Raw genomic sequence first — 22,466 nt, 5'->3', positions numbered from 1 at the left:
AATCTTTTGTCCGTTAACGTCCATCTCTATTAAATCAAAGATTACCTTAACGTTCTCATAGTCTTCTCCTAACAGGTCGAATAGGCTTCGGGTATTGGCGTAATAATATGCCCCTGATTTCATAACAGTAAATCCATCCGGGTCTATCTCATCCGTAGTAACCAGAAAAAGCATTTTATCTTTTTCGTAGTCCTTCGCCTTGCCAATCTTGACAGTTTTTACCTGTTCTAAATTCAGCCTTTTTTCTGCGTTGCGATTGAATCCAAGTTTACCGTTGGCATGTATAGTTGCCTTGATATTGCTGTCCAATTCGCTGGCTTTAAAAAACTCAATCTCCATTCTCCCTGTTTGTGAAACCTACGAAAGCAAAGATAGTTAATTATCCTATTTTCACAAGTGTATTTTCTCCCTTGTACAATCTCTTGCATTTTATTTGTGCATGCAGAAGATTATTCCTTGTCTTTGCGTGGTGGTGGTACACTAAGCAACCCTTTCAGTTGATCGTCAAAAGTAACGTCGGTGTAATCAACATCAATTGGCTTTTCCTGCTTTTCCTTGTGGTACCCTAAGTCTTCATTCTTGGTTCTGAATGCAGTGTACAAATCAAATGGAATGGCACCCCGTTTCATCCATTCAATCACTGTAGCAAACGCAGGTTGCAAGTGTGGTGAAATTAAGGCTTGACGACTATCGCTTCCACGCACACCCTTAGAATTAACGTGTTTGCCCCTATTCAGGAACAGGTTGACTTCATCATAGATAAAGCGTCTCCCTGGTTCATTCTCTTTTCCCTTTGGTAATTTCAACTTCATAAAATTCCAAAGCGCATAGTACAGGTCATGGGATAAGTCAGGATTGGCAATATCGTTAATCATTGAGTCATCATAGCCAATGTCTTCATCTCCTAAGTCCTCATCGTCAAACAGTTTACCTTGTTTGCCGGGACCTTTCCTGTCGGCCTGTTCAGACATACGCTTGATTTCATCGTAAATCTCCTGTTGTGTCTTCCCTTGTCTGGCAGTATTGCGCTTATTCTGCTTGGGGTCTTTGTCGTTATTCTCCATATTGTGGTTGTTCACTAACCTTTGATTCTACTTTCTTTTTGAAGGCTTCAATTTCATCCAAGATTGTGTCTTTATCCCAAGGGTTTGTTCGGGCCATTTTTAGGGCTTTATCCGGCTTGCCAAAGTACTGTTGGTATTGGCTGTAGTAATTGCGCTTATTCTGCTTGTCTTCGTGATAGCAGTAAAACGAGTAAATGATAGATGGGTGTACGCGGTACTTTTCGGCGTAAGCGGATACAATGGCAGGACTGGTAATACTATGCTTTATGTAATCAAGCGTCTCTTGACGGAAAAGGATTTCACGAGCAAAGTAATCAGCATCATCTTCGCGAAACAAAAAGATGTCGCTTTCTCCTGTTAGGTGATAAACCAGCCCGTTTTTCAGGTCTTCAAAATCATAGCACACATGGAACAGTTCGTGCATGAGCGCAAACCAAAGCGTAGCGTAAGATTTATTGAAGTCAGTAACGACAATACACGGTTTCCCATTGATGGCAAAGGTTCCACCCCGCACTTGCGTTTTAGATAGATAGGATTGAATAATTACCGTTACCCCAACATTATACAATGCCTGAATAACTGTGAACAAACCCCTTTCTTCGTACCGGGTATAGGGCCTGATTTTGGGGATTAGCTTCATCAGCGCATCCCTATCATATTCATTAGGGTTGTTGTAGTGTTTGAATTGATGGATTGCCGAGCGTACCCAAAAGTCACGCATTTTATCATTTGACTTTGCTTTGGTGCGGCTAAACAACACATCCCCAATTTCCCGGTCGTACTCGAAAATACTCTCCAATTTAAAGAAGTGAGTTATTTGAGTCTCAATTTGCTCAAAATCCGAGACAGTGTCAATAACACCCGCTTTTTTTAGGCCCTGTAAATCAAAGTATTGGATAATATAGCTTGCGGCTTTTGCCTGTTGCAACTCCTTTGCCGATTCAGGTGACAGGGAAGCCATGTATACCCCTACAATCTGTTCAATGCCAACTTGCAAGAACTCGTCTAGTTTGAGCAGGGAAAATAAGTCAGCTTTTTGGGTGTCTCCTTTTAGTAAGCGGTCTAGTGTTATCCGATTAATGCCAACAATCCTAGAAAGCAGGTCAGATGAAATACCAAGTTCGTTTTTCTTTGTCTCGACTAAATCATACAGGGTTGGCCCATCGGTACGAGCTAACCACTCATATATGTCATTTAAAGAGCCATCAGCCATATTGTTCAGTTTTTACTGTTGAATATGGGCGTAATTTACGCGTATTTAACTATATTGTTCACTTTTGAACAACTATTTTTTTGCGATTAAGGCTTTGTAAGTTAAACGACCTTCTGTATTGGCAAGCACGAAGTAGAAGCGTTGGCTCGTTCCCTGTTGGCGGGAATTGTAGCGTAGTACAAATTCATCACAATAGCGTTGTAAGTGCTTGAAACTAACGTGGTGATAGATTCCATCAATACCCCGCTTTAACAGGCTCCAAAAGCCTTCCATCGTGTTTGTGTGAGCCATACCATTGACAAACTGTTTGGCGCTGTGTTGTACTACTTCGTGCGAATACACTTTATTAAGCCCCTTATACGACTTGTATTCGTCGGTCATTACAATACTACCCGCCACTACCTGTTCAGCAATTAGCTTCTGAACGGTCTTACTGTTGGTGTCTTCAACTACTTGCGCTGTGACATTACCACCCCGTTCGACCATGCCGAATACAGGCTTCTTAGTTTTGGTCGAACGTCCCTGTGTACCTTCTGTTTTCTTATCAGCATGTTTGTTCTTTTCCTTGCCACCGATGTAAGTTTCATCAACTTCAACCGTACCTTCCATTGCGGCTTTATAGTTGGGATGGTCAAACGCATAGCGTAGACGGTGAAGAACGAACCACGCTGATTTTTGGGTCACGTCAATATCTTTGGCTAACTGATGGGAAGAAACACCCTTTTTGTGAGAAGAAAGGATGTACAGAGCCATAAACCACTTCTGCAAAGGGATTTTGGTATCCTCAAAGATGGTTCCGGTTTTGACGTTGAAGTACAGGCCCGAATTTTTGCACTTGTAGCGGTTAGGTGTTCCAGGCTTGCTGGCACACTGGTACACTTTTGATTCAGCGTCAAAGGGGGAAACTACAGTTCCGTTCCAGCGAATAGACTCTAAGTGAGCCAAGCAGGATGCTTCATCGGGGAACGCTTGGAGAAGGTCGGCAATACTCTTAAATTCGGGAACCATAACCGTAAGTACTTGTGATTATGGTGTAAATATATACTCAATAAATGAGTATTGCAAATATTACAAGTAGTATTTTACACTAAATCTGAACGAAAATGAAAGGATTTGCAATTAAGGTTGGGGGTGGGCCAAATGGGGAGGAAAGGGAATTTAGAATTGCTCAAGATGAAAACATGTACGTTACTGCTTTTCGCATTAATAGTACAACTGGCGATATTGACCCCGACCTTATCTATTTAGGAACATTCGGAGATATTAATCACCTAGAAGTTAACGGGCAAATAACTGAACTCTTAAGCCAAGTTCGGTCTTAGTGTAAATTGGTATATCATTACCCTATTTTTTTGTAGAGTACCGGGTTTTTTCGGCTATCTCGACGTCATTAGCCACGTCAGGCCGGAGTTTCGCCCAGTGGAAACGGAGTTTGTTATTCTCTGCCCAGGTATGTCCCTTCTGTTCGGTCAGATGCACCAGTGGCATGTCGTTGTACAGCGGGCGGGTAATGGCAACTACCGCATCCCAGTAGCGCAGGGCCGCTTTCAGGTGCTGGATAGCCAATGATTTCTGGTTGGCCCGTCCGGTTGTGCGGTAGGTTTGTAGTGCCACAGCGCCCCGCAGTTTTTCGGCGAGGTGAAGCCCCATATTCGCCCAAACGTTGACATCAGAAACTTCGTATTGCAGCGACCGGTTACCTGTTGTTCGTATCGGTTGAACGAGTTGCAGGGCTTTCCGGCAATCCCGTTCCAGCATCGCAGCTAGAATGGGTGGCGTAATCTTCCCCGCCCCGAATGAGCCGCCCGCAGTTGTCGTTTTGACATAATCGCTGACCGACACGTAGTTCGGGTCCAGCACCGGTTGGGTAATCAACTGTTCAACGGCAATATAGGAGACGTTTTTCTGAGCGTCGAAGCCCATCATTCCTTCACTATACAGCGAAAAATCCCAGGTAAAATCGAAGGCCGAAGCAAGACGCAGGGGAGTGGTTGACGCCAGCGCATAGGCGTCCAGCAGGGGAGCCGCCGGTTGGCCATACCGCCGTACGAACTCAGCCCGGAAAATCGCATCGGGCGTGGCCGGGTTGTAGAGTAGACGTCCCCAGAGTTTATAAAACAGCCACTGCCGTTCAAACGCGTACGTCCAGTCGACGGGCCCACCGGGAGTCGTGAAATAATCCTTGGCCGGAATGTACGTTTCCGACCCCAGAAAATAACCGCCTACGTACGACTGGTTGTTAGCCGCAATGTGCGCCCGGACAAAATCAGGAACGCCCCAGCGCAGGCAGAAGAAGTCTTCATTGCGCACCGTCCAGGTAATTTTGTAGGTGGTCGGGTCGGGGTTGAAGTAGGTGTCGTATAACTTACCCCCGTGTACTTTCACGAGTGTGGGGGTTGAGTGCGCGTGCGACCAATTGTACTTTAAATCGGCCCAAATGGGCTTCTCGATGAAGTCTAATGCACCTTCCCGCTCAATGGACTGGCGAGTCAGCTTTTCTGTTTCGATGCTAGTAACCCCCAGTGAGCCGGTGGTGCTGGAAAAGGGAATCCGGTGGATGAGTTTGGTTTTACGTCCGGCCTGCCGCATGCCGTCAATAATTGTGGCCTGCATCCAGTCTTCCCGCTGCCGGGGCGACATGCCGCCCATCGCTTCGCCCAGGGTCAGGCCAAAACCGGTCAGTTCGGGGTATTCCTGAAGCACCTGCGTCACGCACTCCCGCGTGTAGCGTTTGACGATAGCGGATGTATCGCCATCGATGAAGTGGTGGTGATCCAGGTTATTCAGGCGGGGATTTACGTTGTAGGCTTTCGAAAATTCAGGGCTGGTGAAAATATTGAACGGCACCAGATAGGTATCAATGGCTCGCTCGCTGGCCATCCGGAAAATGGCCCGAAAGAGCGTCTGCCACTCCTTTAGCTGTTCATCATTAAACGGGGTAGCGGCCGGGAAGTTGGTAGGCCGAATCATGAAGGTATAGGGATGCAGGTTCCAAAGGCTCAGCGCATTGAACCGGTTAGCCACCATCATGTCCAAAAAGGCTTTCCAGTACAGGGTATCGCGGCACGTTTCCATGTGCAGATCGAGCGCATCGCTATGCCGGTAGGTATCCCAGGGCAAATCAAACTTAATGGCCCGCAGGGGCAGGTGCGGTTTCTCACTTCGGGAACGGATGGCGTTTAGGGAGAGACCATTCTGGATATCCTCCACTAAAGAAAGGCACCCGTAAATGAGTCCGCGCGAATCACTACCCGTCACCGTAATCTGTTTGCTTTTGCAATCAATACGGTAGGATTCCGCTCCCAGTTGGGCCTCCAAAGGGGCCAGCCGAATAGTAAAACTGGCCAGCTTCGCATCATTCGTGACGGCGTATTTCCGGGAATCGAAGGCTTTGCTTAACTGCTCCGTCGCGTAGGTGCGCTGCGGAGAGGCCTCAGTTTGCTGGATAAATACGCGCTGGGCTACCGTGTGGAAGGTCAATCCAACCGAAAGCACCAGCAGCAATAACCGTTTACTGTTCATGCTGACTAGTTATTTTTGCTTTGACTGGTAGTTTTTCACGTAGCTGGCAACATCAATAAACGGCGCTATCCAAATGTCGGCTTCGTGCTGTTTAAGGTAGCGCACCAGTTTGTTGTGTTCGGCCAGTGCGACATTCAGCGAGTGCCCCCCACCCACGCCGTGAAACAGGAAAACCAGCAGCGAATTGGTTTCCTCTGCCCGTTTGACCAGTTCGATCAGTTTCTCCCCCGATTCGCCGTTGATGCCATACGAGCCTACATCGTCCAGGTTAATTTCCATTAGTTTCTTCATCTCGCCCGTGGTGCCCCGGGCCGCTACAAAACCGTCGGCTACCGTTTTGTAGTAGTCTACGTTACCAATTTTAGTGTCGCCACAGGGATAGGCGAAGGTACGGGCAGTTTTACCATCGAGGGTTTTGAGCAGGACGTTGGTCATTAGCATTTCGTTCGTAATCCGCTTCACCGTGTACTTACTCAAATCGTTTTCGGGGTTCACCCACTCCCGGCCCGGCCGGTCGCCAATGCAGGGGTGAAACAGGGTGTGGTTGGCCAGCTCATGCCCGGTAGTAGCCGCCGATTTCCACCGGGCTATATTATTCACGTAGCCAGGAAAATAGCCCGATAGATAGAATGTTCCTTTCAGGCCCAGCGAATCCAGCACGGGCACCACATTATCCAGATGGACCTGCAGGGCATCATCGTAGGTTAGCGCAACGGCGCATTTTTTTCCATTCCATACCGCCTGTGCGTAGGTAAGCGTGTGGAGAAGCAGGAATAAGCTGAGTAGAGCAGTCTTTCCAGGCGAATAAAAAAGTGGTTTACTCGTTGAGAGAGTCATCGATTAGGGCAGGGTTGAGGTTTGTTCCTGTGGTTCTGGTGCAGGAATTGCGTTTAGTTTGACTAGTATAAACGTGGCCGACGTGAAAACCTACCGTTGCGGCAGGGTGGTTCATTGAATCATCACAAATAAACTTTTTCCCGTGAAATGGGTCTATAGTGAGAATCTGCGTTGCATACCGTAGATATCTACTCAATACATGAACTGCAAATCAATCATATTGGCCGCACTGGTCAGTTTTCCACTGCTGACCACTGCGCAGTCGAGCGGTACTTCCGGCTTGCTACAGGCGTTGATGCAGGGAGTTGGTTCGGCCACGCTGAGTGATGCTCAGGTGGTAAAGCTTTCCCGGGAAGCCGTCAAAGAGATGGATGCGAAAAATCCTATAGCCGCGCCGAACGACCCTTATGCCCAACGCTTGAGTCGTATTGTCAGCAGGCATCGTACTGTTAGTGGCATACCCCTCAACTACAAGGTATACAAAGTGGCCGATGTAAACGCTTTTGCCACGGCTGATGGAAGCGTACGCGTATTTAAAGGGCTTATGGATATTATGACGGATAGTGAATTACTGGCGATTATGGGCCACGAAATTGGTCACGTAGTTAATCGGGATACCCGCGATGCAATGAAAAGTGCACTCCGTCGGTCGGCCGTGCGGACTGCCCTGGCGTCGGGGTCTGGTACACTGAGCAGGATTTCTCAGTCGCAGGTAGCGGGTTTTGCGGATTATATGCTGGGTGCTAAGTTCAGCCGCAATCAGGAAACGGAGGCCGACGATTACAGTTATGGTTTCCTCAAGCGCAACCGGTACAGCGTGATGGCGCTGGCCACATCGTTCGAGAAGCTGGCCAAATTAAGCGGAGGGGGCGGTGGCAAGGTGGCATCGCTACTGTCCGACCACCCCGACAGTGCGAGTCGTGCTCAGCGCGTTCGTGACCGGGCACGTAAGGATGGACTGACACGGTAATTAGTAAATCGCCGTTGACGAAGCTGTCAACGGCGATTTGCTTTCTCGTTACCTCATATCTGCGTAACAGAAATTCAGGCTTCCAACTGGTTTTCATACAAAGGCAATTCTTCATTAAACGCATCATATATACTTTTAATACGCATCATATTTCTTCTTTTAATAATATCTACTGGATTTGAAATTATCAGAAGTTGTAGAGCTCGTTTCGCCAAGGTCAAGGCTGCGGTTTTATTTTCTAAAAAATCAGTATAGAAAGCAGCTGCATTTAATAACATCGAAATATGAGTTGGTCTATATGAGAATATTCCAATAGATTCATAAGCAACATGTCTTGCTACAGCTTCTTTTAACATAATTTCTGCAATTTCAAATTGCTTTTCTTTGCAATATGCTAGGGCTAAATTTCCTAAAATGTTAGCGAGCCGAAAAGAATAAGGAATATTTTCTTCATCTACGATGCGCCTTCTCAACTTTAAAGCTTCTTCTAAACAAGAGATTAACTTATTAGAGTCATAATTTTCTTGACTTGCATAATGGTTACCTATATTGTTTAAACAGGATGCTAACTGATCAAAAAATTCGTTCGATTCTTCTGGAAATCCTCTAAATAATCTTAATGCCTCTTCAAGAAATAGCAAACCTTTATCAAACTCACCTGAATCAGTGTATAGAACACCCAAGTTCATATTAGACATAGCGAGAGTACGCACAGATGAATAACTAACTTCCTTAACATACGTCTTTTGCAAATCTATGCTGTCTATATAGTATTTTTTAGCTTCTTTATACTTACCCTGTTCTTTAAAAGAAACACCTATGGAATTCAACAAACTGCTTAATGTTTCAGGAATGGCTTCATCTTTATATTTCAGAGAAGTCAAAAAATAGGGTTCAGCTAGATGGAATCTCTGACTATCCATCAGGAAATTACCTAAAGCAAAATTATTATTAAATCCTCAATGAGATTTTATTGATCTTTTAAATAAATTAAATATTTCTCCAAAACTGTTTGATAAGTAGCTATTTATTATCAATGCTTTAGCTTTTATATAGTATTCGTTTGAGTTGTCGATGAGTTGCTTTGACAAACCTTCAAGCTCAATTTCTTTCTTTGATTTTGCTGTTAATAATAAATTCTGATCTTTGTCAATCTCCGTTAATTTTAATATTGTGTTAGCTTCTTTAAATTTACCTTCGTTGAAATATTCTTTAGCTTTTATCAAGCGCGATGTATTTATATTAATCTTTGAGAAAGCTTCCGCTAGGCTTATGACATCTTGTTCGAATCTTTCTATCTCTGCATTCTTATTAATTATCCTGTTTTTTAACTGATTTATTTTGTCAGCTTTTTCAGGATTTAAATCTGTTAAGTGTTCTTCGAGGCTACTGAGTTCATCCAGTAATCGCTTGTAGTCAGCAGATTTATTGATAATAACAGTAATGTTGGAATTACTAATATCTTGGAAAGATACATTTTCATTCCCCTCCACTTTCAATTCATTGTCCATGTATACTTATATGGCTGCTATTGATGTCTTGTATTGTTGTATTACTATCTCCAACAACGTTTTGCGCATTATTCTTTAGCATTTGTGGAGCGTTATCCAATATCTTTTTTAATTGAGTACTAAGCATTGGATTCGCTTCTAACACTTCTTCAAGTTTACCAATTACTTTTCCTCTTACTAAAGAATCAGATGGCATATTGTTAAGTGTTTCTAATGATTTCTTTTCGGAATCTGTTGAGAATGCCTCAGATATAAGAGTCCAAATATCCTTACCCACGGCAGAAAGTACACCCTTAGTTAGGTTCTCAGAGAGAAAACCTACGGCTAACAAAGCAAGGTCTGAATTGTCCATTTTGGTATCTTTGATATTGGATAAAGATAGAGAATAACTTTGATAGTTAGTTCTGGGATAACCGATATATGCTTATGTCACTTCGTGGCTACATAGAAGAAATCTAGGCTCCCGGCGGGGTCATTACTGACGAGGTAATCGGTGTAGTCGATTTCAGCGGCCAGTCCGTCGGCTTGCAGGAGCCGATTGCGGTTCAACCGGTTCATCAAATCATAAGGTACTTGCAACAGTCGGCGGGGGAGTCGGTATTGCAGGTTGAAAATATCGAAGCGGGTCAGCTTTTTGACCGACGCTTTGTTCTGCTCGTAATACGTCATCACCTTGTGGTTTCCGTGGATACCCCGTGTGTCCACGGTTGGGAAATAGGCACTCATCAGAGTCCTCAGACCATCGGCATAATACTCCCGAACGTGCCAGGGATTGCGGGTCAGCGAGAACGTTTTGTTGACTGTCGTCAGCAGTAGTTTACCGCCCGGTTTCAGCACGCGGTGGGCTTCTTTGATAAATAAATCGTCGTTCTGGATGTGTTCGATTACCTGAAACGTCACGATGTAATCGAAGGTGTTATCGGCCAGTTGGCTCAGGGGTGGAATATTGGCCGAAATAAACGTGGCTTTCGGGTACTCGGCACTGAGGGCCGCAATTAACTCATCGTTCTTATCGATACCCGTATACTGGTCGGCGGCTTTGGTAAGCAACTCCAGCCCCCGGCCCCAGCCGCAGCCAATTTCGAGCACGTTTCCACGTACCATCGCAGCCGCTTCAACGTAAGGGAAAAGCAATCGCTGATGGACGGGATTGTCGGATGCAATTTCGGCGGAGGTTATTTCGGTTGTTTTATACATGGTTCTTCGGAACGGTAGCCATCAGCTGCGGCCAGCGTTGGTATTGCAATTAAACCAACAAAATTACTTCTTTTGTGGAAGCAATGAAAAGCAACGCGTTTCCTGCTTTGCTTTTTATCGGGAATAGGCTCCTGTCGGGTAGTAGAAAAGGCAAAATCGCGGATTCATCTCCACTATAATGATAAAATTTGCTCTTTTTTCGTTGTAACTAAACAAGACCAAAACCAAGCCGTACCGGCGTTTGACAGTTACCGTTGTTTATGCGAATTCTAACTGCTTTATTTCTTACTATTTCCCTGCTGTCAGCTTGCTCAAGCGCAAAAAAGACCCGGCAGGCCCGTATCAACGAGGCTTATGATGCCCGTACGGAAGCGCAGCGGAACCGGCCATCCGTGCGCGTTGCTCAGACACCCGCCCCGGCTGGTTCCCGAACAGCCACGGTTTCTCCTCCGGTGAAAGCAGCCGAAGGTCCGGCCGTTGGTACGGGTCCGGCCATGGCCACCAAAACCGGCAGTGAATGGGTTGTTACCTCTATCAAAGGAAAGTTTCTGGCCATTGATACCGCCCGCGTTCGGATATACATGGACCTGACCGCCAAAACGCCATCGGGTGAGCCAATTACGAATCCTGCCGAATTTATCGACCATTTTTCGATTGCCTACGTCATGTATCCCGACTACAACACCCGCGACCGGCTAGGCTACGGAACCGTACCCCTGACGGCGCAAAACGTAGGCCTCCAGGGCGACCATCTGACGTTGACATTCGACATAAACCGGCCCAAAGGCGCCACAAATGCGCTCTTGCTGACTGAAGTCACCGAAACAGCGAATGGGACCAAAGCCCGCAATGATCTGTCGCTGCGGTTCAACGCGGCCAAACTCAGTGATCGGTACTCATTGTTCGAGCAAAACGGCCAGCGGCCCGAACTGCGTAACTACGTGAATGTGAATGAACCCGTTGTTATCCGGGACGTGAACGGAACCAGCAAGACCTTGTTCGGTATTCGATACCAGCACGATTTCGAAGCGGCTTCGTCGCCCATGAATACCTCAGCCCGGCCGGCGTCCAAATCACTGGACATCGACTCAACACTGACCATTACCACCAACCAGCCATTTATGCTTCCGAAGGAGGGGCTATATTATTTTGTGGAAGATACGACCGATGCCGCGGGCATTGGCCTGGTGGTAGCCGACAAACGTTTTCCGAAAATGACCCGCCCCGAAAAGCTCATCAAGCCGGTCTTGTACGTGAGTACCAGTTCTGAGATTGGGGAATTGAACCAGGCGCAGGATATCAAGAAAGCTTTCGACCGGTACTGGTTGAGTATGATGTCGGGGAATGAAGGAGTGGCGAAGAAAACGATAAGGGCGTATTTTGACCGGGTAGAGGAAGCTAATAAGTTGTTTACGAGTTATAAAGAAGGCTGGAAAACCGACAAGGGCATGATTTACATCGTGCTGGGTGCGCCCGACCGGGTGCAGCGGAACCGGGAGCGCGAAGTGTGGGTTTATAATCGCCGGGCCAACGTGTCGGAGGTGAATTTCACCTTCACCCGAAAAGCCAACCAATTTGTCGATGACCATTATGAACTGGTGCGCTACATCGAGTATCAGCCCATCTGGTATCCCATCGTCGAAGCCTGGCGAACTGGTGCCATCCGTGAGTAATTTGATAGTCATTCGGTGGGCATTGGTCTTCATTTATTGTCATTCATGGTGCTGCAAAGCCAATGACTATCAATGACAGCCAATGGCGATAAAATGACTATCTATTGACAATCAATGACAACTTAATGCCCCAGCCCAACAACCGGCCGCAGCGCCCCCGCCCTCAGTTTCGTCCCGAACCGGATGAAATGGTCTTTGGAATCCAGTCTGTTATCGAGACGCTCAAGTCCGACCAGCAAATTGATAAACTGTACATGGAAAAGGGGTTGAGTAACCCCGATATCCAGAATCTGGCTTTTCAGAACCGTGTCACCATCCAGCGCGTGCCGGTTGAGCGACTCGACCGGCTGACCCGCAAAAACCACCAGGGCGTTGTTTGTCTGGTAGCGCAGGTCCAGTATGTCAAACTCTCCAACGTCATTGCCGATGTGTTCGAGCGGGGAGAACAGCCGTTTATTCTGCTCCTCGACCGCATTACCGACGTTCGAAACTTCGGGGCCATTGCCCGCACGGCCGAGTGTACAGGTGTGCAGTGTATCGTTATTCCGGGCCGGGGAGCCGCTGCCATTAACTCTGATGCCATGAAAACCTCATCGGGCGCGCTGAACCACATCTCCGTTTGCCGGGAACCGGACCTGACCGAAACAATCAAGTATTTGCAGGAATCGGGCATACTGGTAGTAGCCTGTACCGAGAAATCGAGCCGTGACCTCTACGAGCGTACTACCGACCTGAGCGGCCCGATTGCCGTTATCATGGGGTCGGAAGAGGATGGTATTTCGCCCGAATTGCTCCGCATGGCCGATACTCACATTAAGATTCCCCTGCTGGGTTCGGTCGGCTCGCTTAACGTATCCGTAGCCACGGGTGTGATGCTGTACGAAGCTGTACGGCAGCGAGCTATGGCGGCCAACACTGCCGTATAGGTCGTCGCTAAATGAATCATGGCCTTCATACGGCTGATCCTCCAACTGGTATCGTCCGTTCCTGACACTTTCCTCTTCCCGTGGCTGATACGATTCTGATCATTGATGACGAACCCCGCTTACGACAGCTCCTGGCCCGAATCCTGCAACTGGAAGACTATACCGTGCTGGAAGCCGACACGGCGCGGGCCGGGCTGAAAATACTGGAGAACGAATCCGTAAAGCTGATTATCAGTGATGTGAAACTACCCGACAAAAACGGCATTGAACTCACCGCTCAAATCAAGCAAACGTACCCCGACACCGAAATTATTGTCCTGACCGCTTACGGCACTATCCAGGATGGGGTGACGGCCATTAAAAACGGAGCCTTCGACTACATTACCAAAGGTGACGACAACGACCGGATTATTCCGCTGGTGAGCCGGGCCGTGGAAAAAGCCAATTTGCAATTCCGCATCCGGGAGCTGGAGAATCAGATGAATCGGCGGCACGGCTTCGACAGTATCAGCGGCCAGTCGAAGGCTATTCTACAAGTTATTGACCTGGCCCGTCGGGTAGCGGTTACGGATACTACGGTACTCCTGACGGGCGAAACGGGAACGGGCAAAGAGGTGTTTGCTCAAGCTATCCATCAGGGTAGTCCCCGCCGGAGCGGTCCGTTCGTGGCTATTAACTGCGGGGCGCTGGGGCGCGAGATTCTGGAAAGTGAGCTATTTGGGCACCGCGCCGGGGCGTTTACCGGGGCCACCCGCGACCAGAAAGGGCTCTTTGCCGAAGCGAACCGGGGTACTATTTTTCTGGACGAAATTGGCGAGATGCCCCTCGACTTACAGGCAAAATTGCTACGGGTACTGGAAACCCACGAATTTTTACGCGTGGGGGATACCAAACCCACCAAAACGGATGTCCGCGTACTAGCCGCTACTAACCGCGATTTGGCACAGGAAGCCCAACATGGCCACTTCAGACTGGATTTGTATTATCGGCTGTCGGTGTTCCAGATAGGGCTGCCCCCCCTGCGCGACCGGCCCGATGATATTGCGGGGTTGGCCGACCACTTTGCCCGGCAGGATGCGGCTAAACTAGGCCGACGGTCTATCCAATTCAACCCCGTATTCGTACAGACGTTGCGGCAACACCCGTGGAAGGGAAATATCCGCGAGTTGAAAAACGTCATCGAACGGGCGGTTATCCTGGCCGATACCCGTCCCGATGGCATCACCGAGCTCACCCCCGACCTGCTGCCCTATGAAATGCAGGACGGCCCAATAAATACCGACCCGAACGCCATTGTGGATCTCGCTACCCTCGAGCAACAGCACATCCGCAGGGTCCTGCGCCACACGAACCACAACAAAACAGAAGCTGCCCGACTGCTGGGTATTGGCCTGACAACGCTCTACCGGAAACTGGCCGATTACAATTTGGAATAGACCAACCCTGCCAATTTGAAAAGCGGACCCTACCATTTTGGTAGGGTCCGCTTTTTTTATGGACTTCAATCTAAATCAATTATTTGGTTAATACATTGATTATTAATTATTTATCAGAAAGTTTTCATGGGTAAGAGGTAACCGGCCTGCTTATTGGCAAACAGTGGTCATCAATCAATCAATTAACCAGTACACCCATGTTTGATGCCCTGTTGCTTCTCGTATCGGCCCTGCTCTGCTTCGCTCTGTTCTACAAAACCATCGACTGGTTTGAACGCATTTAACTCACTAACTCATGCTCACGCTCCTGTTTATTGTTTCCCTGCTGGTGTTTGCCTACATGCTGTACGTACTCATCCGGCCTGAACGCTTCTAAAAAAAATTGTGAATGATAGAATTAGTGAATGATAGAATGGTTGCTGACGCAAAAGACAGCGTAGGACCCTATAATATTCACTCATTCTATCATTCAGAATTCATCATTAAAAAACATGACAACTGACTTACTTGGGATTCTGGCCACCTACGGGCTGACCATGTTGCTAGCCATCCCGCTGGGAAAATACCTGGCGAAAGTTTTTGCCGGGAAGCCAACCCTACTCGATTTCATGGCGCCGGTCGACCAGTTTATCTACCGGATTGCGGGTATCGACCCTAACCGGAATATGCACTGGAAAGAAAACATCGTGGCCCTGCTGACCATTAACGCCGTCTGGCTGGTGCTGGCTTTCGGTCTATGCTAACGCAGGGCAGCCTGCCCCTCAACCCGGATGGTAACCCGTCCATGTCGCCCGATCTGGCGTTCAATACAGCCATCAGCTTTCTGGTCAACTGCAACCTACAGCACTATTCGGGCGAGACGGGGCTGACGTACCTCACGCAGCTGGGCGTAATTACCTTTCTGCAATTCGTATCGGCAGCCACGGGAATAGCTGCACTGGTATTGCTGTTCCGGCACTTTCTGCCCGACGTAACCGACCGGTCTGGTAACTTTTATACGTTCTTCGTCTGCTCCATTACACGCCTGCTACTGCCGCTATCGCTGGTGGTTGCCCTGATACTGGCGTTCAACGGCACCCCGGCGAGTTTTGCCGGGAAAGATACCATCGTCACGTTGCAGGGCGACACCGTGGGCGTGTCGCGGGGGCCAGCTGCGGGTATGATTGCCATCAAGCACCTCGGTACCAACGGGGGCGGCTGGTTCGGCACCAACTCCGCGCACCCCCTCGAAAACCCCAACTACCTGACCAGCATGGTCGAAATGATCGTGCAGGTACTGATTCCAATTGCGCTGATTTTTGCCCTGGGGTATTATATCCGCCGACGGAAATTTGCCTGGGTTATCTACGGGGTTATGACGGTAGGTATGTTACTATTGCTGATACCGACCATCTGGAGCGAGCTGAACGGTAGTCCGGCTATTGCGCAGTTGGGCGTCAATCAGATGGCAGGCGCTACGGAAGGCAAAGAAGTTCGCTTCGGGGCAGCGGCATCGGCCTACTGGAGCATCGTCACCACGATTATTTCCACGGGTTCGGTCAATAGTATGCACGACTCGTCGATGCCATTATCAGGGGCTATGCAGCTATTGGGCATGATGACCAATGCCTTTTATGGAGGTTGCGGGGTGGGTATTCTGAACTACTACATCTTTCTGATTGTGGCGGTGTTTATTTCGGGGCTGATGGTGGGCCGGACACCGGAGTTTTTCGGGCGTAAAGTAGAAGCCCGCGAGATGAAGATTGCCGCGCTGATTGCCATCCTACACCCGTTCCTGATTCTGGTTGGTACGTCAATGGCTTCGTACCTCATCGTGACGATGCCCGATGCCGACTGGGCCGTGAAACCCGCTAACTGGCTCAACAACCCTAACTTCCACGGCTTCTCCGAAATGCTGTACGAGTTTACATCGTCGGCGGCCAACAACGGATCGGGCTTCGAGGGGTTGGGTGATAACAATGTGTTCTGGAACGTTGCAACGGGTTTCGTACTGCTGTTTGGCCGGTTCCTGCCCATCATCGGACCGCTGGCTATTGCGGGTCTGCTGGCGCAGAAAAAATACGTGCCGGAGAGTGCCGGAACACTGCCCACCGATACGGGTACGTTCGGCCTGATGACGCTGGCGGTCATTGTGGTAATTGCCGCCCTGGCCTTTTTTCCGGCCTTAACGCTGGGACCACTGGCCGAGTTTTTCAGTCTGGGGGCGCATTAGCTTTCGCTAAGCCGCGAGGTGATGAACGTCAGTACCATGTCTAAAGTCATCGGCTCGGAAGGGNGGATATTATCTTCATTGCCAATGTGCTGGTGGTGGGGAGTTGTAAGTAGCTTAACAGGATGAGCATTGTCCCAGCGGTGAATCAATTGATGGTCTGCTGTCTGCCACTGGTAAGCATAGTTTATTTCGTTGGTGGCTGTCACAATGTTCTCCCGCACATGGAGTATCGAGTTGTCAGTAAACGTAATTGACACACTGAAGGGGAGGGCGGTTTTACGCTGCTCAATACGTTCATCAGTGAGGTAAGTAATAACAGTCGCAAAGGGTGTGTAGTCCCGAATCATGCCACTAATCGAACAAGTCGTTGCTCGATTTCACGAATCTCATTCACTTCAAGCCGCCAGTCCATAATGTCATCTTCCCGTTCAATCAATCCGAACTGAGTCAAGTCATCAAATTGCTTGTAGAACTCTGCGTAAGTCATGCCGTACTTCTTCTCAAACACGGCTACTCGCTCGCTGCATACTTTGAGTTCGCGTAACAACTCTTCCTGCATTTTTTTGACAGCATAATCGGTACTCGATGAATAACCAGCTTTCTGAAAAACCTGCTCAATAGATGTTTGCTCCACGGTCATAATCAACGTCTTTTTTCAAAGTTACATAAAATGGCAACACAAAAATCGCCCGCTCTATTCCAGCCAGGCCTCGTCGGACCGGCAATCCGGGCCTCGTTCAACAAGCTGAATCCGGCTGAACTTAGCAAGAATCCGGTCATGTTTACGGTCGAAATCGGCACGGCTATTATGTTGCTGGTCACGGTCTACATTGCCCTGTCGGGCGATACGTCGCAGGGCAGCGTAATCTATAACAGCGTTATTACAGCTGTTCTGCTGCTCACACTGCTGTTTGCCAACTTCGCTGAGGCTATTGCCGAAGCGCGGGGCAAGGCACAGGCCGAATCGCTTCGCAAGACCCGGCAGGAAACGCCGGCTAAAGTCATTCGACCCGTTGGGGAGCTGACTGTCAAGGAAGTGCAGATCATCTCGTCGGCGCAACTCAAAAAAGGGGATGTGTTCGTCTGCGAAACGGGTGACATCATCCCCTCCGACGGCGAAATTATCGAGGGCCTGGCTACCATTGACGAGTCGGCCATTACGGGCGAGTCGGCACCGGTTATCCGTGAAGCCGGTGGGGATAAGTCGTCGGTCACGGGCGGTACCAAAGTATTGTCCGACCGTATCGTGGTGCGGGTGACCACCCAGCCCGGAGAGTCGTTTCTCGATAAGATGATTGCACTCGTGGAAGGGGCCAGTCGGCAGAAAACGCCGAACGAAATTGCCCTGACTATCTTGCTGGCGGGGTTCACACTGGTATTTATTATCGTCTGTGTCACACTGCAACCCTTCGCCGTGTATGCCAACACACCCATCACCATTGCCGCCTTGATTTCTTTGTTTGTCTGCCTGATACCAACCACCATCGGCGGGCTGCTGTCGGCTATTGGTATTGCGGGCATGGACCGGGCGTTGCGGGCCAACGTCATTGCCAAGTCGGGCCGGGCGGTTGAAACGGCGGGCGACATTGATACGCTACTACTTGATAAAACCGGTACCATCACCATCGGCAACCGGAAGGCCACGCAGTTCTACCCCGCGCCGGGCGTTTCAGAATCCAACATGGTCCGGGTAAGTGCCCTGAGTTCGCTGGCCGACGAAACCCCCGAAGGCAAGTCGATTGTTGAATTAGCTGGGCCGGAGGTAACGCGCAACCTGAGTACGACTGGTGCGACGATGATCAGGTTCACGGCCGAAACGCGCTCGTCGGGCATTGATGTGCCATCGAGTGAGGCCAACAGCAATGCGCTGCGGATTCGCAAAGGAGCCACCGACTCGATTCGAACCATTGTTCTGAAAGCCGGTAATACATTCCCGCCCGAAACGGAAGAGCAGGCCAGGGCCATTGCAGCCAACGGCGGCACGCCCCTGGTGGTGATTGAAAACGAGCGGGTTATGGGCGTGGTCGAGTTGCAGGACATCATCAAGCCCGGCATTGCCGAACGCTTCGAACGGCTGCGGAAAATGGGCGTTAAAACCGTAATGGTAACGGGCGATAATCCACTGACGGCGAAATTTATCGCCGAGAAGGCCGGGGTCGATGACTTCATTGCCGAAGCCAAACCGGAAGATAAGATGCAGTACATCCGGAACGAACAGAACAGCGGCAAACTCGTAGCCATGATGGGCGACGGTACCAACGACGCGCCCGCCCTGGCGCAAGCCAACGTGGGTGTGGCCATGAACTCCGGTACGCAGGCGGCCAAAGAAGCAGGCAACATGGTCGATTTGGACAACGACCCCACCAAGCTGATCGAAATCGTTGAGATTGGCAAGCAGTTACTCATCACCCGCGGCACCCTGACTACCTTCAGCATCGCCAACGATGTGGCCAAGTATTTCGCCATTGTTCCGGCTTTGTTCGTGGCCAGTATCCCGGCGCTGCAACAGATGAACCTGATGCACCTGCACTCGCCCGAATCGGCTATTCTGTCGGCGGTGATTTTCAATGCTGTCATTATCCCAATGCTGATTCCGCTGGCGCTGCGAGGCGTGGCGTACAAACCCATCGGTGCCAGTGCGCTGCTGCGCCGGAACCTGTTCATCTACGGCTTCGGCGGGCTGGTAGCCCCTTTCGTCGGGATTAAACTACTTGATTTAGTAGTGGGGCTTTTTGTATAGTTTTTCTGTCATGCTGACGAAGGAAGCATCTTCGGTAGCAACTATTTCACTTTATCGGGCAGACGCAAGATGCTTCCTTCGTCAGCAAGACAAAAAAATCATGAAAAATCACATTTCTTCCGCCATCCGCCTGACGTTCGCGCTGCTGGTTATCCTGTCTGTTCTGTACCCGCTATTCGTAGCGGCTGTTTCCCGACTGGCTCCCGGTGGGGGAGACGGTGTTACCATTATGGCGAGGGGTGGTACGGCATCCCGGCGGATTGTTGGGTACGCCAACGTAGGTCAGACCTTTACCGAAGACCGGTACTTCAACGGTCGCCCGTCGGCGGTGGGTTACAACGCTGCCGGGTCGGGCGGCTCGAACAAGGGGCCATCCAATACGGAATACCTCAATGACGTTAAGGCTCGCATTGATACATTCCTGGTGCACAATCCAGCCGTAAAAAAAGCCGATATTCCCGCCGAATTAGTGACCGCGTCGGGATCGGGATTAGACCCGCACCTGTCACCCGCCGGGGCCAGCGTTCAGATTGCCCGCATCGCCCGCGTTCGGAATATCCCGGCTGCGCGGCTTCAGCAGTTGGTTGATGAACAGACAAAAGGCCCACTGCTGGGACTGTTTGGTCCATCAACGGTTAATATTCTCACGTTAAATGTTGCGCTCGACGCCTTGAAATAATCAGTGATCCCGGCTCTAGGCGGGCCGGGAGTTACACCGTACGACCATGACTAGGAATTTATGTTTTGCCACGGCACTCTGTGTCATTTCATCGGTAGCCGTTGCCCAGTCTGCCGACAGTACAGGCAGCATAGCCACGGCCCCGGCTGCCCCGGCGTTGACGTTGACGGGCTACGTGGAAGCCTATTACGCGCACGATTTTACAGCCCCTAAAACGACCCAGGAGCGGCCCTCTTTTTTGTACAACCACAAGCGGAACCGTGAACTGGCTATCAACCTGGCCTATGCCAAAGTAGCCTATGCCACCGACCGGGTACGCGGAAATCTGGCCATCCAGGTTGGTACCTATGCGCAGTATAACTATGCCGCCGAGCAATCCTTGCTGAAAAACGTGTATGAAGCCAACGCGGGCGTGAAGCTGAGCAAAACCCGTGATCTGTGGCTCGACGCAGGTATTTTTAGCTCGCACATCGGTTTTGAGAGTGCCGTTTCCAAAGATTGCTGGACGCTGACGCGGAGTATGCTGGCCGAGAACTCACCGTATTACCTGGCGGGGGCCAAACTAACGTACACCAGTGGGAAATGGACGGTGCTGGGCATGGTGACCAATGGCTGGCAGCGCATCGCCAAAGTGCCGGGATACACCGGTCCGTCGATCAGTACGCAGGTCCAGTTCCGGCCCTCCGACAGGGTAACGCTGAACTGGAGTTCGTTCCTTGGCTCCGACCGGCCCGACTCGCTCCGGCAGGGTCGCTTCTTCAATAACATCTACGCCATCATCAATCCCGCCGGGCGATTTGGCGTAATTCTTGGCTTCGACATTGGTACCGACCGCAAGCCGGTGGTGCGCACAGGCAGCACAGAACGCGTTGATAGCGGGGGCAGCTACGTCTGGTATTCGCCCGTTATTATTGCGCGGTACAGGGCATCGGGCCGAAGCTACCTGAACGGACGCATCGAGTATTACGACGATAAAAACGCGGTTATCATCGGCATTCCCGGTTTCCGGACAATGGGCTATTCCCTGGGTTACGACTATGCCATTCTGCCGCAGGCTCTATTTCGAATTGAAGGAAAAATCTACGACAGCGAAACCCCAGTTTTTGAAACAGCCAGCGGTTTTGGCCGCACGAATACCAGCCTGACTACCAGCCTGGCCGTTTCTTTTTGACCAGTATTCACGGCAGGTGCACTTGATCAAGTAGGTCCGTAAAGTTGTGTTAGACTAATTCGAAAAGGCGATTTTGTCATGCTGAGGAACGAAGCATCTTCGGTAGTAGCAAAAATTCAACCTACCGAAGATACTTCGTTCCTCAGCATGACAAATAATAGCTTGCTGTATCCCAGAGAATCTATGAACCCCAACAACCAGAACGCTGACCGGTTTTTAGCCCTGATTCGCGAATCCCGGCGCGGTAAGTTCAAGGTCTATATCGGCATGAGCGCGGGCGTGGGGAAGTCTTACCGCATGTTGCAGGAGGCCCACGTGCTGCTCAGGAGTGGTATCGACGTGAAAATTGGGTTTATCGAAACCCACAACCGGGCCGAAACGCAGGCGCTGGTGGCCGGGCTGCCCCTGATTCTCCGACGGAAATTATTTTACAAAGGCCGCGAACTGGAAGAAATGGATGTGCAGGCGATTTTGAACAGCCATCCTGAACTGGTCATTGTCGATGAGCTGGCGCATACCAACATCCCAGGGTCCAAGAACGAAAAACGCTGGCAGGATGTGCTCGACATTCTCGATGCGGGCATCAACGTCATCAGCGCGGTCAATATCCAGCACATCGAAAGCCTGTACGACGAAGTACGGATCGTGACGGGTATCGACGTGGCGGAGCGCGTGCCGGACCGGGTGCTGCAAATGGCCGATGAGGTCGTTAACATCGACCTCACGGCCGACGAACTGATTGCGCGACTGCGGGAGGGGAGAATTTACGACCCGGCTAAAGTCCAGATGGCGCTGGCCAACTTTTTTCAGACCGACAAGATCCTGCACCTGCGCGAACTGGCCCTGCGCGAAGTGGCGTCGGCCGTGGAACGGAAAATCGAGGTGATCACGCCGGTAAGTGGCCAAACGCGAAACGATCGGTTTCTGGCTTGCATCAGCAGTAATCCCGACACAGCCCGGCGGGTGATTCGGAAAACAGCCCGGCTGGCTGGCTATTACCAGTCGCGCTGGTACGTTCTGTATGTACAGACTCCTGCCGAAGCACCCGACCGCATTCGGCTCGATACGCAGCGCCACCTGATTAATAACCTTAAATTAGCTACTGAACTGGGAGCAGTTGTCATTCAGGCCAAAGGCAAAAGGGTGGTTGACTGCCTGCTGGAAGAGGTGGAAAAACGGAAGGTGACCACCGTCTGTATTGGCAAGCCGCATGTTAGTTTGATTCATATTATTTTACGAACCTTCGCCTTTAACCAGTTGCTTAACCGCCTGACCGAATCCAATACCGACCTGATTATTCTATCGTAAAAGAGAA

22 protein-coding genes and 1 pseudogene are annotated in these 22,466 nt (G+C 49.8%); 11 read left to right on the top strand and 12 right to left on the bottom strand.

All coding sequences use genetic code 11. From position 1 onward, the window contains the following. The 4 genes from B156_RS0109550 to B156_RS0109535 all read right to left on the bottom strand — a co-directional run. Positions 1-339: hypothetical protein (locus tag B156_RS0109550; protein ID WP_026260729.1), on the bottom strand; the 339-nt coding region annotated here is incomplete at its 3' end. Between the two features lie 110 nt (positions 340-449). Continuing rightward, complete coding sequence (locus B156_RS30250; protein ID WP_018619463.1) at positions 450-1,064, bottom strand: hypothetical protein; 615 nt, start codon at positions 1,062-1,064, stop codon at positions 450-452. Beyond that, entirely contained in the window at positions 1,054-2,277 is a 1,224-nt protein-coding gene (locus B156_RS0109540; RefSeq protein WP_018619462.1) for an XRE family transcriptional regulator, read from the bottom strand. The genes B156_RS30250 and B156_RS0109540 overlap by 11 nt, the downstream gene beginning before the upstream one ends. 72 nt (positions 2,278-2,349) lie before the next feature. Then, positions 2,350-3,285, bottom strand: a complete 936-nt coding sequence (locus B156_RS0109535) for an IS1595 family transposase (protein WP_018619461.1) — start codon at positions 3,283-3,285, stop codon at positions 2,350-2,352. A gap of 95 nt (positions 3,286-3,380) precedes the next feature. Here B156_RS0109535 and B156_RS0109530 point away from each other — a divergent pair, with 95 nt between their 5' ends. After that, positions 3,381-3,599, top strand: coding sequence for a hypothetical protein (locus B156_RS0109530; protein ID WP_018619460.1), 219 nt, complete (start codon positions 3,381-3,383; stop codon positions 3,597-3,599). A 22-nt stretch (positions 3,600-3,621) separates the two neighbouring features. Here B156_RS0109530 and B156_RS0109525 read toward each other — a convergent pair whose 3' ends face one another. Together B156_RS0109525 and B156_RS0109520 are read right to left on the bottom strand one after the other, a co-directional pair. Continuing rightward, positions 3,622-5,799 carry a glycoside hydrolase family 20 zincin-like fold domain-containing protein gene (locus B156_RS0109525; protein ID WP_018619459.1) on the bottom strand — a complete coding sequence of 726 codons (2,178 nt, stop codon included), beginning with the start codon at positions 5,797-5,799 and terminating at the stop codon, positions 3,622-3,624. A gap of 9 nt (positions 5,800-5,808) precedes the next feature. Further along, a complete protein-coding gene (locus tag B156_RS0109520; RefSeq protein ID WP_018619457.1) occupies positions 5,809-6,636 on the bottom strand; it encodes a polysaccharide deacetylase family protein in 828 nt (275 codons plus the stop codon). A gap of 199 nt (positions 6,637-6,835) precedes the next feature. On the opposite strand from B156_RS0109520, the gene B156_RS0109515 reads away from it, so the two are divergent. Beyond that, positions 6,836-7,606: a M48 family metallopeptidase gene (locus tag B156_RS0109515; RefSeq protein WP_018619456.1), complete on the top strand. Its 771-nt coding sequence runs from the start codon at positions 6,836-6,838 to the stop codon at positions 7,604-7,606. Between the two features lie 74 nt (positions 7,607-7,680). Here B156_RS0109515 and B156_RS0109510 read toward each other — a convergent pair whose 3' ends face one another. From B156_RS0109510 to B156_RS0109495, 4 genes are all read right to left on the bottom strand, one after another. Next, positions 7,681-8,490, bottom strand: a complete 810-nt coding sequence (locus tag B156_RS0109510) for a tetratricopeptide repeat protein (RefSeq protein ID WP_169518251.1) — start codon at positions 8,488-8,490, stop codon at positions 7,681-7,683. A 75-nt stretch (positions 8,491-8,565) separates the two neighbouring features. Next, complete coding sequence (locus B156_RS0109505; RefSeq protein WP_018619454.1) at positions 8,566-9,117, bottom strand: hypothetical protein; 552 nt, start codon at positions 9,115-9,117, stop codon at positions 8,566-8,568. Further along, a complete protein-coding gene (locus B156_RS0109500; RefSeq protein ID WP_018619452.1) occupies positions 9,107-9,469 on the bottom strand; it encodes a hypothetical protein in 363 nt (120 codons plus the stop codon). The genes B156_RS0109505 and B156_RS0109500 overlap by 11 nt, the downstream gene beginning before the upstream one ends. A gap of 77 nt (positions 9,470-9,546) precedes the next feature. Further along, positions 9,547-10,314, bottom strand: coding sequence for a class I SAM-dependent methyltransferase (locus tag B156_RS0109495; protein ID WP_018619451.1), 768 nt, complete (start codon positions 10,312-10,314; stop codon positions 9,547-9,549). Positions 10,315-10,574: 260 nt separating this feature from the next. Here B156_RS0109495 and B156_RS0109490 point away from each other — a divergent pair, with 260 nt between their 5' ends. The 5 genes and pseudogenes from B156_RS0109490 to kdpA all read left to right on the top strand — a co-directional run bounded on the left by B156_RS0109490 (position 10,575) and on the right by kdpA (position 16,561). After that, positions 10,575-11,987, top strand: coding sequence for a GWxTD domain-containing protein (locus B156_RS0109490; protein ID WP_018619449.1), 1,413 nt, complete (start codon positions 10,575-10,577; stop codon positions 11,985-11,987). A 125-nt stretch (positions 11,988-12,112) separates the two neighbouring features. Continuing rightward, complete coding sequence (gene rlmB / locus B156_RS0109485; RefSeq protein ID WP_018619448.1) at positions 12,113-12,913, top strand: 23S rRNA (guanosine(2251)-2'-O)-methyltransferase RlmB; 801 nt, start codon at positions 12,113-12,115, stop codon at positions 12,911-12,913. A gap of 80 nt (positions 12,914-12,993) precedes the next feature. Then, positions 12,994-14,349, top strand: a complete 1,356-nt coding sequence (locus B156_RS0109480; RefSeq protein WP_018619446.1) for a sigma-54-dependent transcriptional regulator — start codon at positions 12,994-12,996, stop codon at positions 14,347-14,349. A 295-nt stretch (positions 14,350-14,644) separates the two neighbouring features. Further along, entirely contained in the window at positions 14,645-14,725 is an 81-nt protein-coding gene (locus B156_RS32570) for a potassium-transporting ATPase subunit F (RefSeq protein ID WP_018619445.1), read from the top strand. Positions 14,726-14,840: 115 nt separating this feature from the next. Further along, positions 14,841-16,561, top strand: a pseudogene (gene kdpA, locus B156_RS28970) (potassium-transporting ATPase subunit KdpA). On the opposite strand, the gene B156_RS32110 reads toward kdpA, so the two are convergent. Together B156_RS32110 and B156_RS0109455 are read right to left on the bottom strand one after the other, a co-directional pair. After that, on the bottom strand, positions 16,558-16,908 hold the full coding sequence (locus B156_RS32110; RefSeq protein WP_018619444.1) for a toxin-antitoxin system TumE family protein: 351 nt from the start codon (positions 16,906-16,908) through the stop codon (positions 16,558-16,560). The pseudogene kdpA and the gene B156_RS32110 overlap by 4 nt on opposite strands. Further along, a complete protein-coding gene (locus tag B156_RS0109455; RefSeq protein WP_018619443.1) occupies positions 16,905-17,201 on the bottom strand; it encodes a hypothetical protein in 297 nt (98 codons plus the stop codon). Before B156_RS0109455 ends, B156_RS32110 begins: the two co-directional genes overlap by 4 nt. Before the next feature lie 30 nt (positions 17,202-17,231). On the opposite strand from B156_RS0109455, the gene kdpB reads away from it, so the two are divergent. The 4 genes from kdpB to B156_RS0109435 all read left to right on the top strand — a co-directional run bounded on the left by kdpB (position 17,232) and on the right by B156_RS0109435 (position 22,459). After that, positions 17,232-19,301, top strand: a complete 2,070-nt coding sequence (kdpB, locus tag B156_RS0109450; protein WP_018619442.1) for a potassium-transporting ATPase subunit KdpB — start codon at positions 17,232-17,234, stop codon at positions 19,299-19,301. A gap of 100 nt (positions 19,302-19,401) precedes the next feature. Further along, positions 19,402-19,980 carry a K(+)-transporting ATPase subunit C gene (gene kdpC / locus B156_RS0109445; RefSeq protein ID WP_018619441.1) on the top strand — a complete coding sequence of 193 codons (579 nt, stop codon included), beginning with the start codon at positions 19,402-19,404 and terminating at the stop codon, positions 19,978-19,980. Positions 19,981-20,026: 46 nt separating this feature from the next. Further along, positions 20,027-21,151 carry a porin gene (locus B156_RS0109440; protein ID WP_018619440.1) on the top strand — a complete coding sequence of 375 codons (1,125 nt, stop codon included), beginning with the start codon at positions 20,027-20,029 and terminating at the stop codon, positions 21,149-21,151. A gap of 183 nt (positions 21,152-21,334) precedes the next feature. After that, positions 21,335-22,459: a sensor protein KdpD gene (locus B156_RS0109435; RefSeq protein WP_026260728.1), complete on the top strand. Its 1,125-nt coding sequence runs from the start codon at positions 21,335-21,337 to the stop codon at positions 22,457-22,459. Positions 22,460-22,466: the final 7 nt, after the last annotated feature.

Source organism: Spirosoma luteum DSM 19990, from assembly GCF_000374065.1.
Lineage (GTDB): Bacteria > Bacteroidota > Bacteroidia > Cytophagales > Spirosomataceae > Spirosoma > Spirosoma luteum.
Note: the sequence above shows the minus strand (reverse complement) of the source record. Positions and strands in the feature narration are given on the sequence as shown.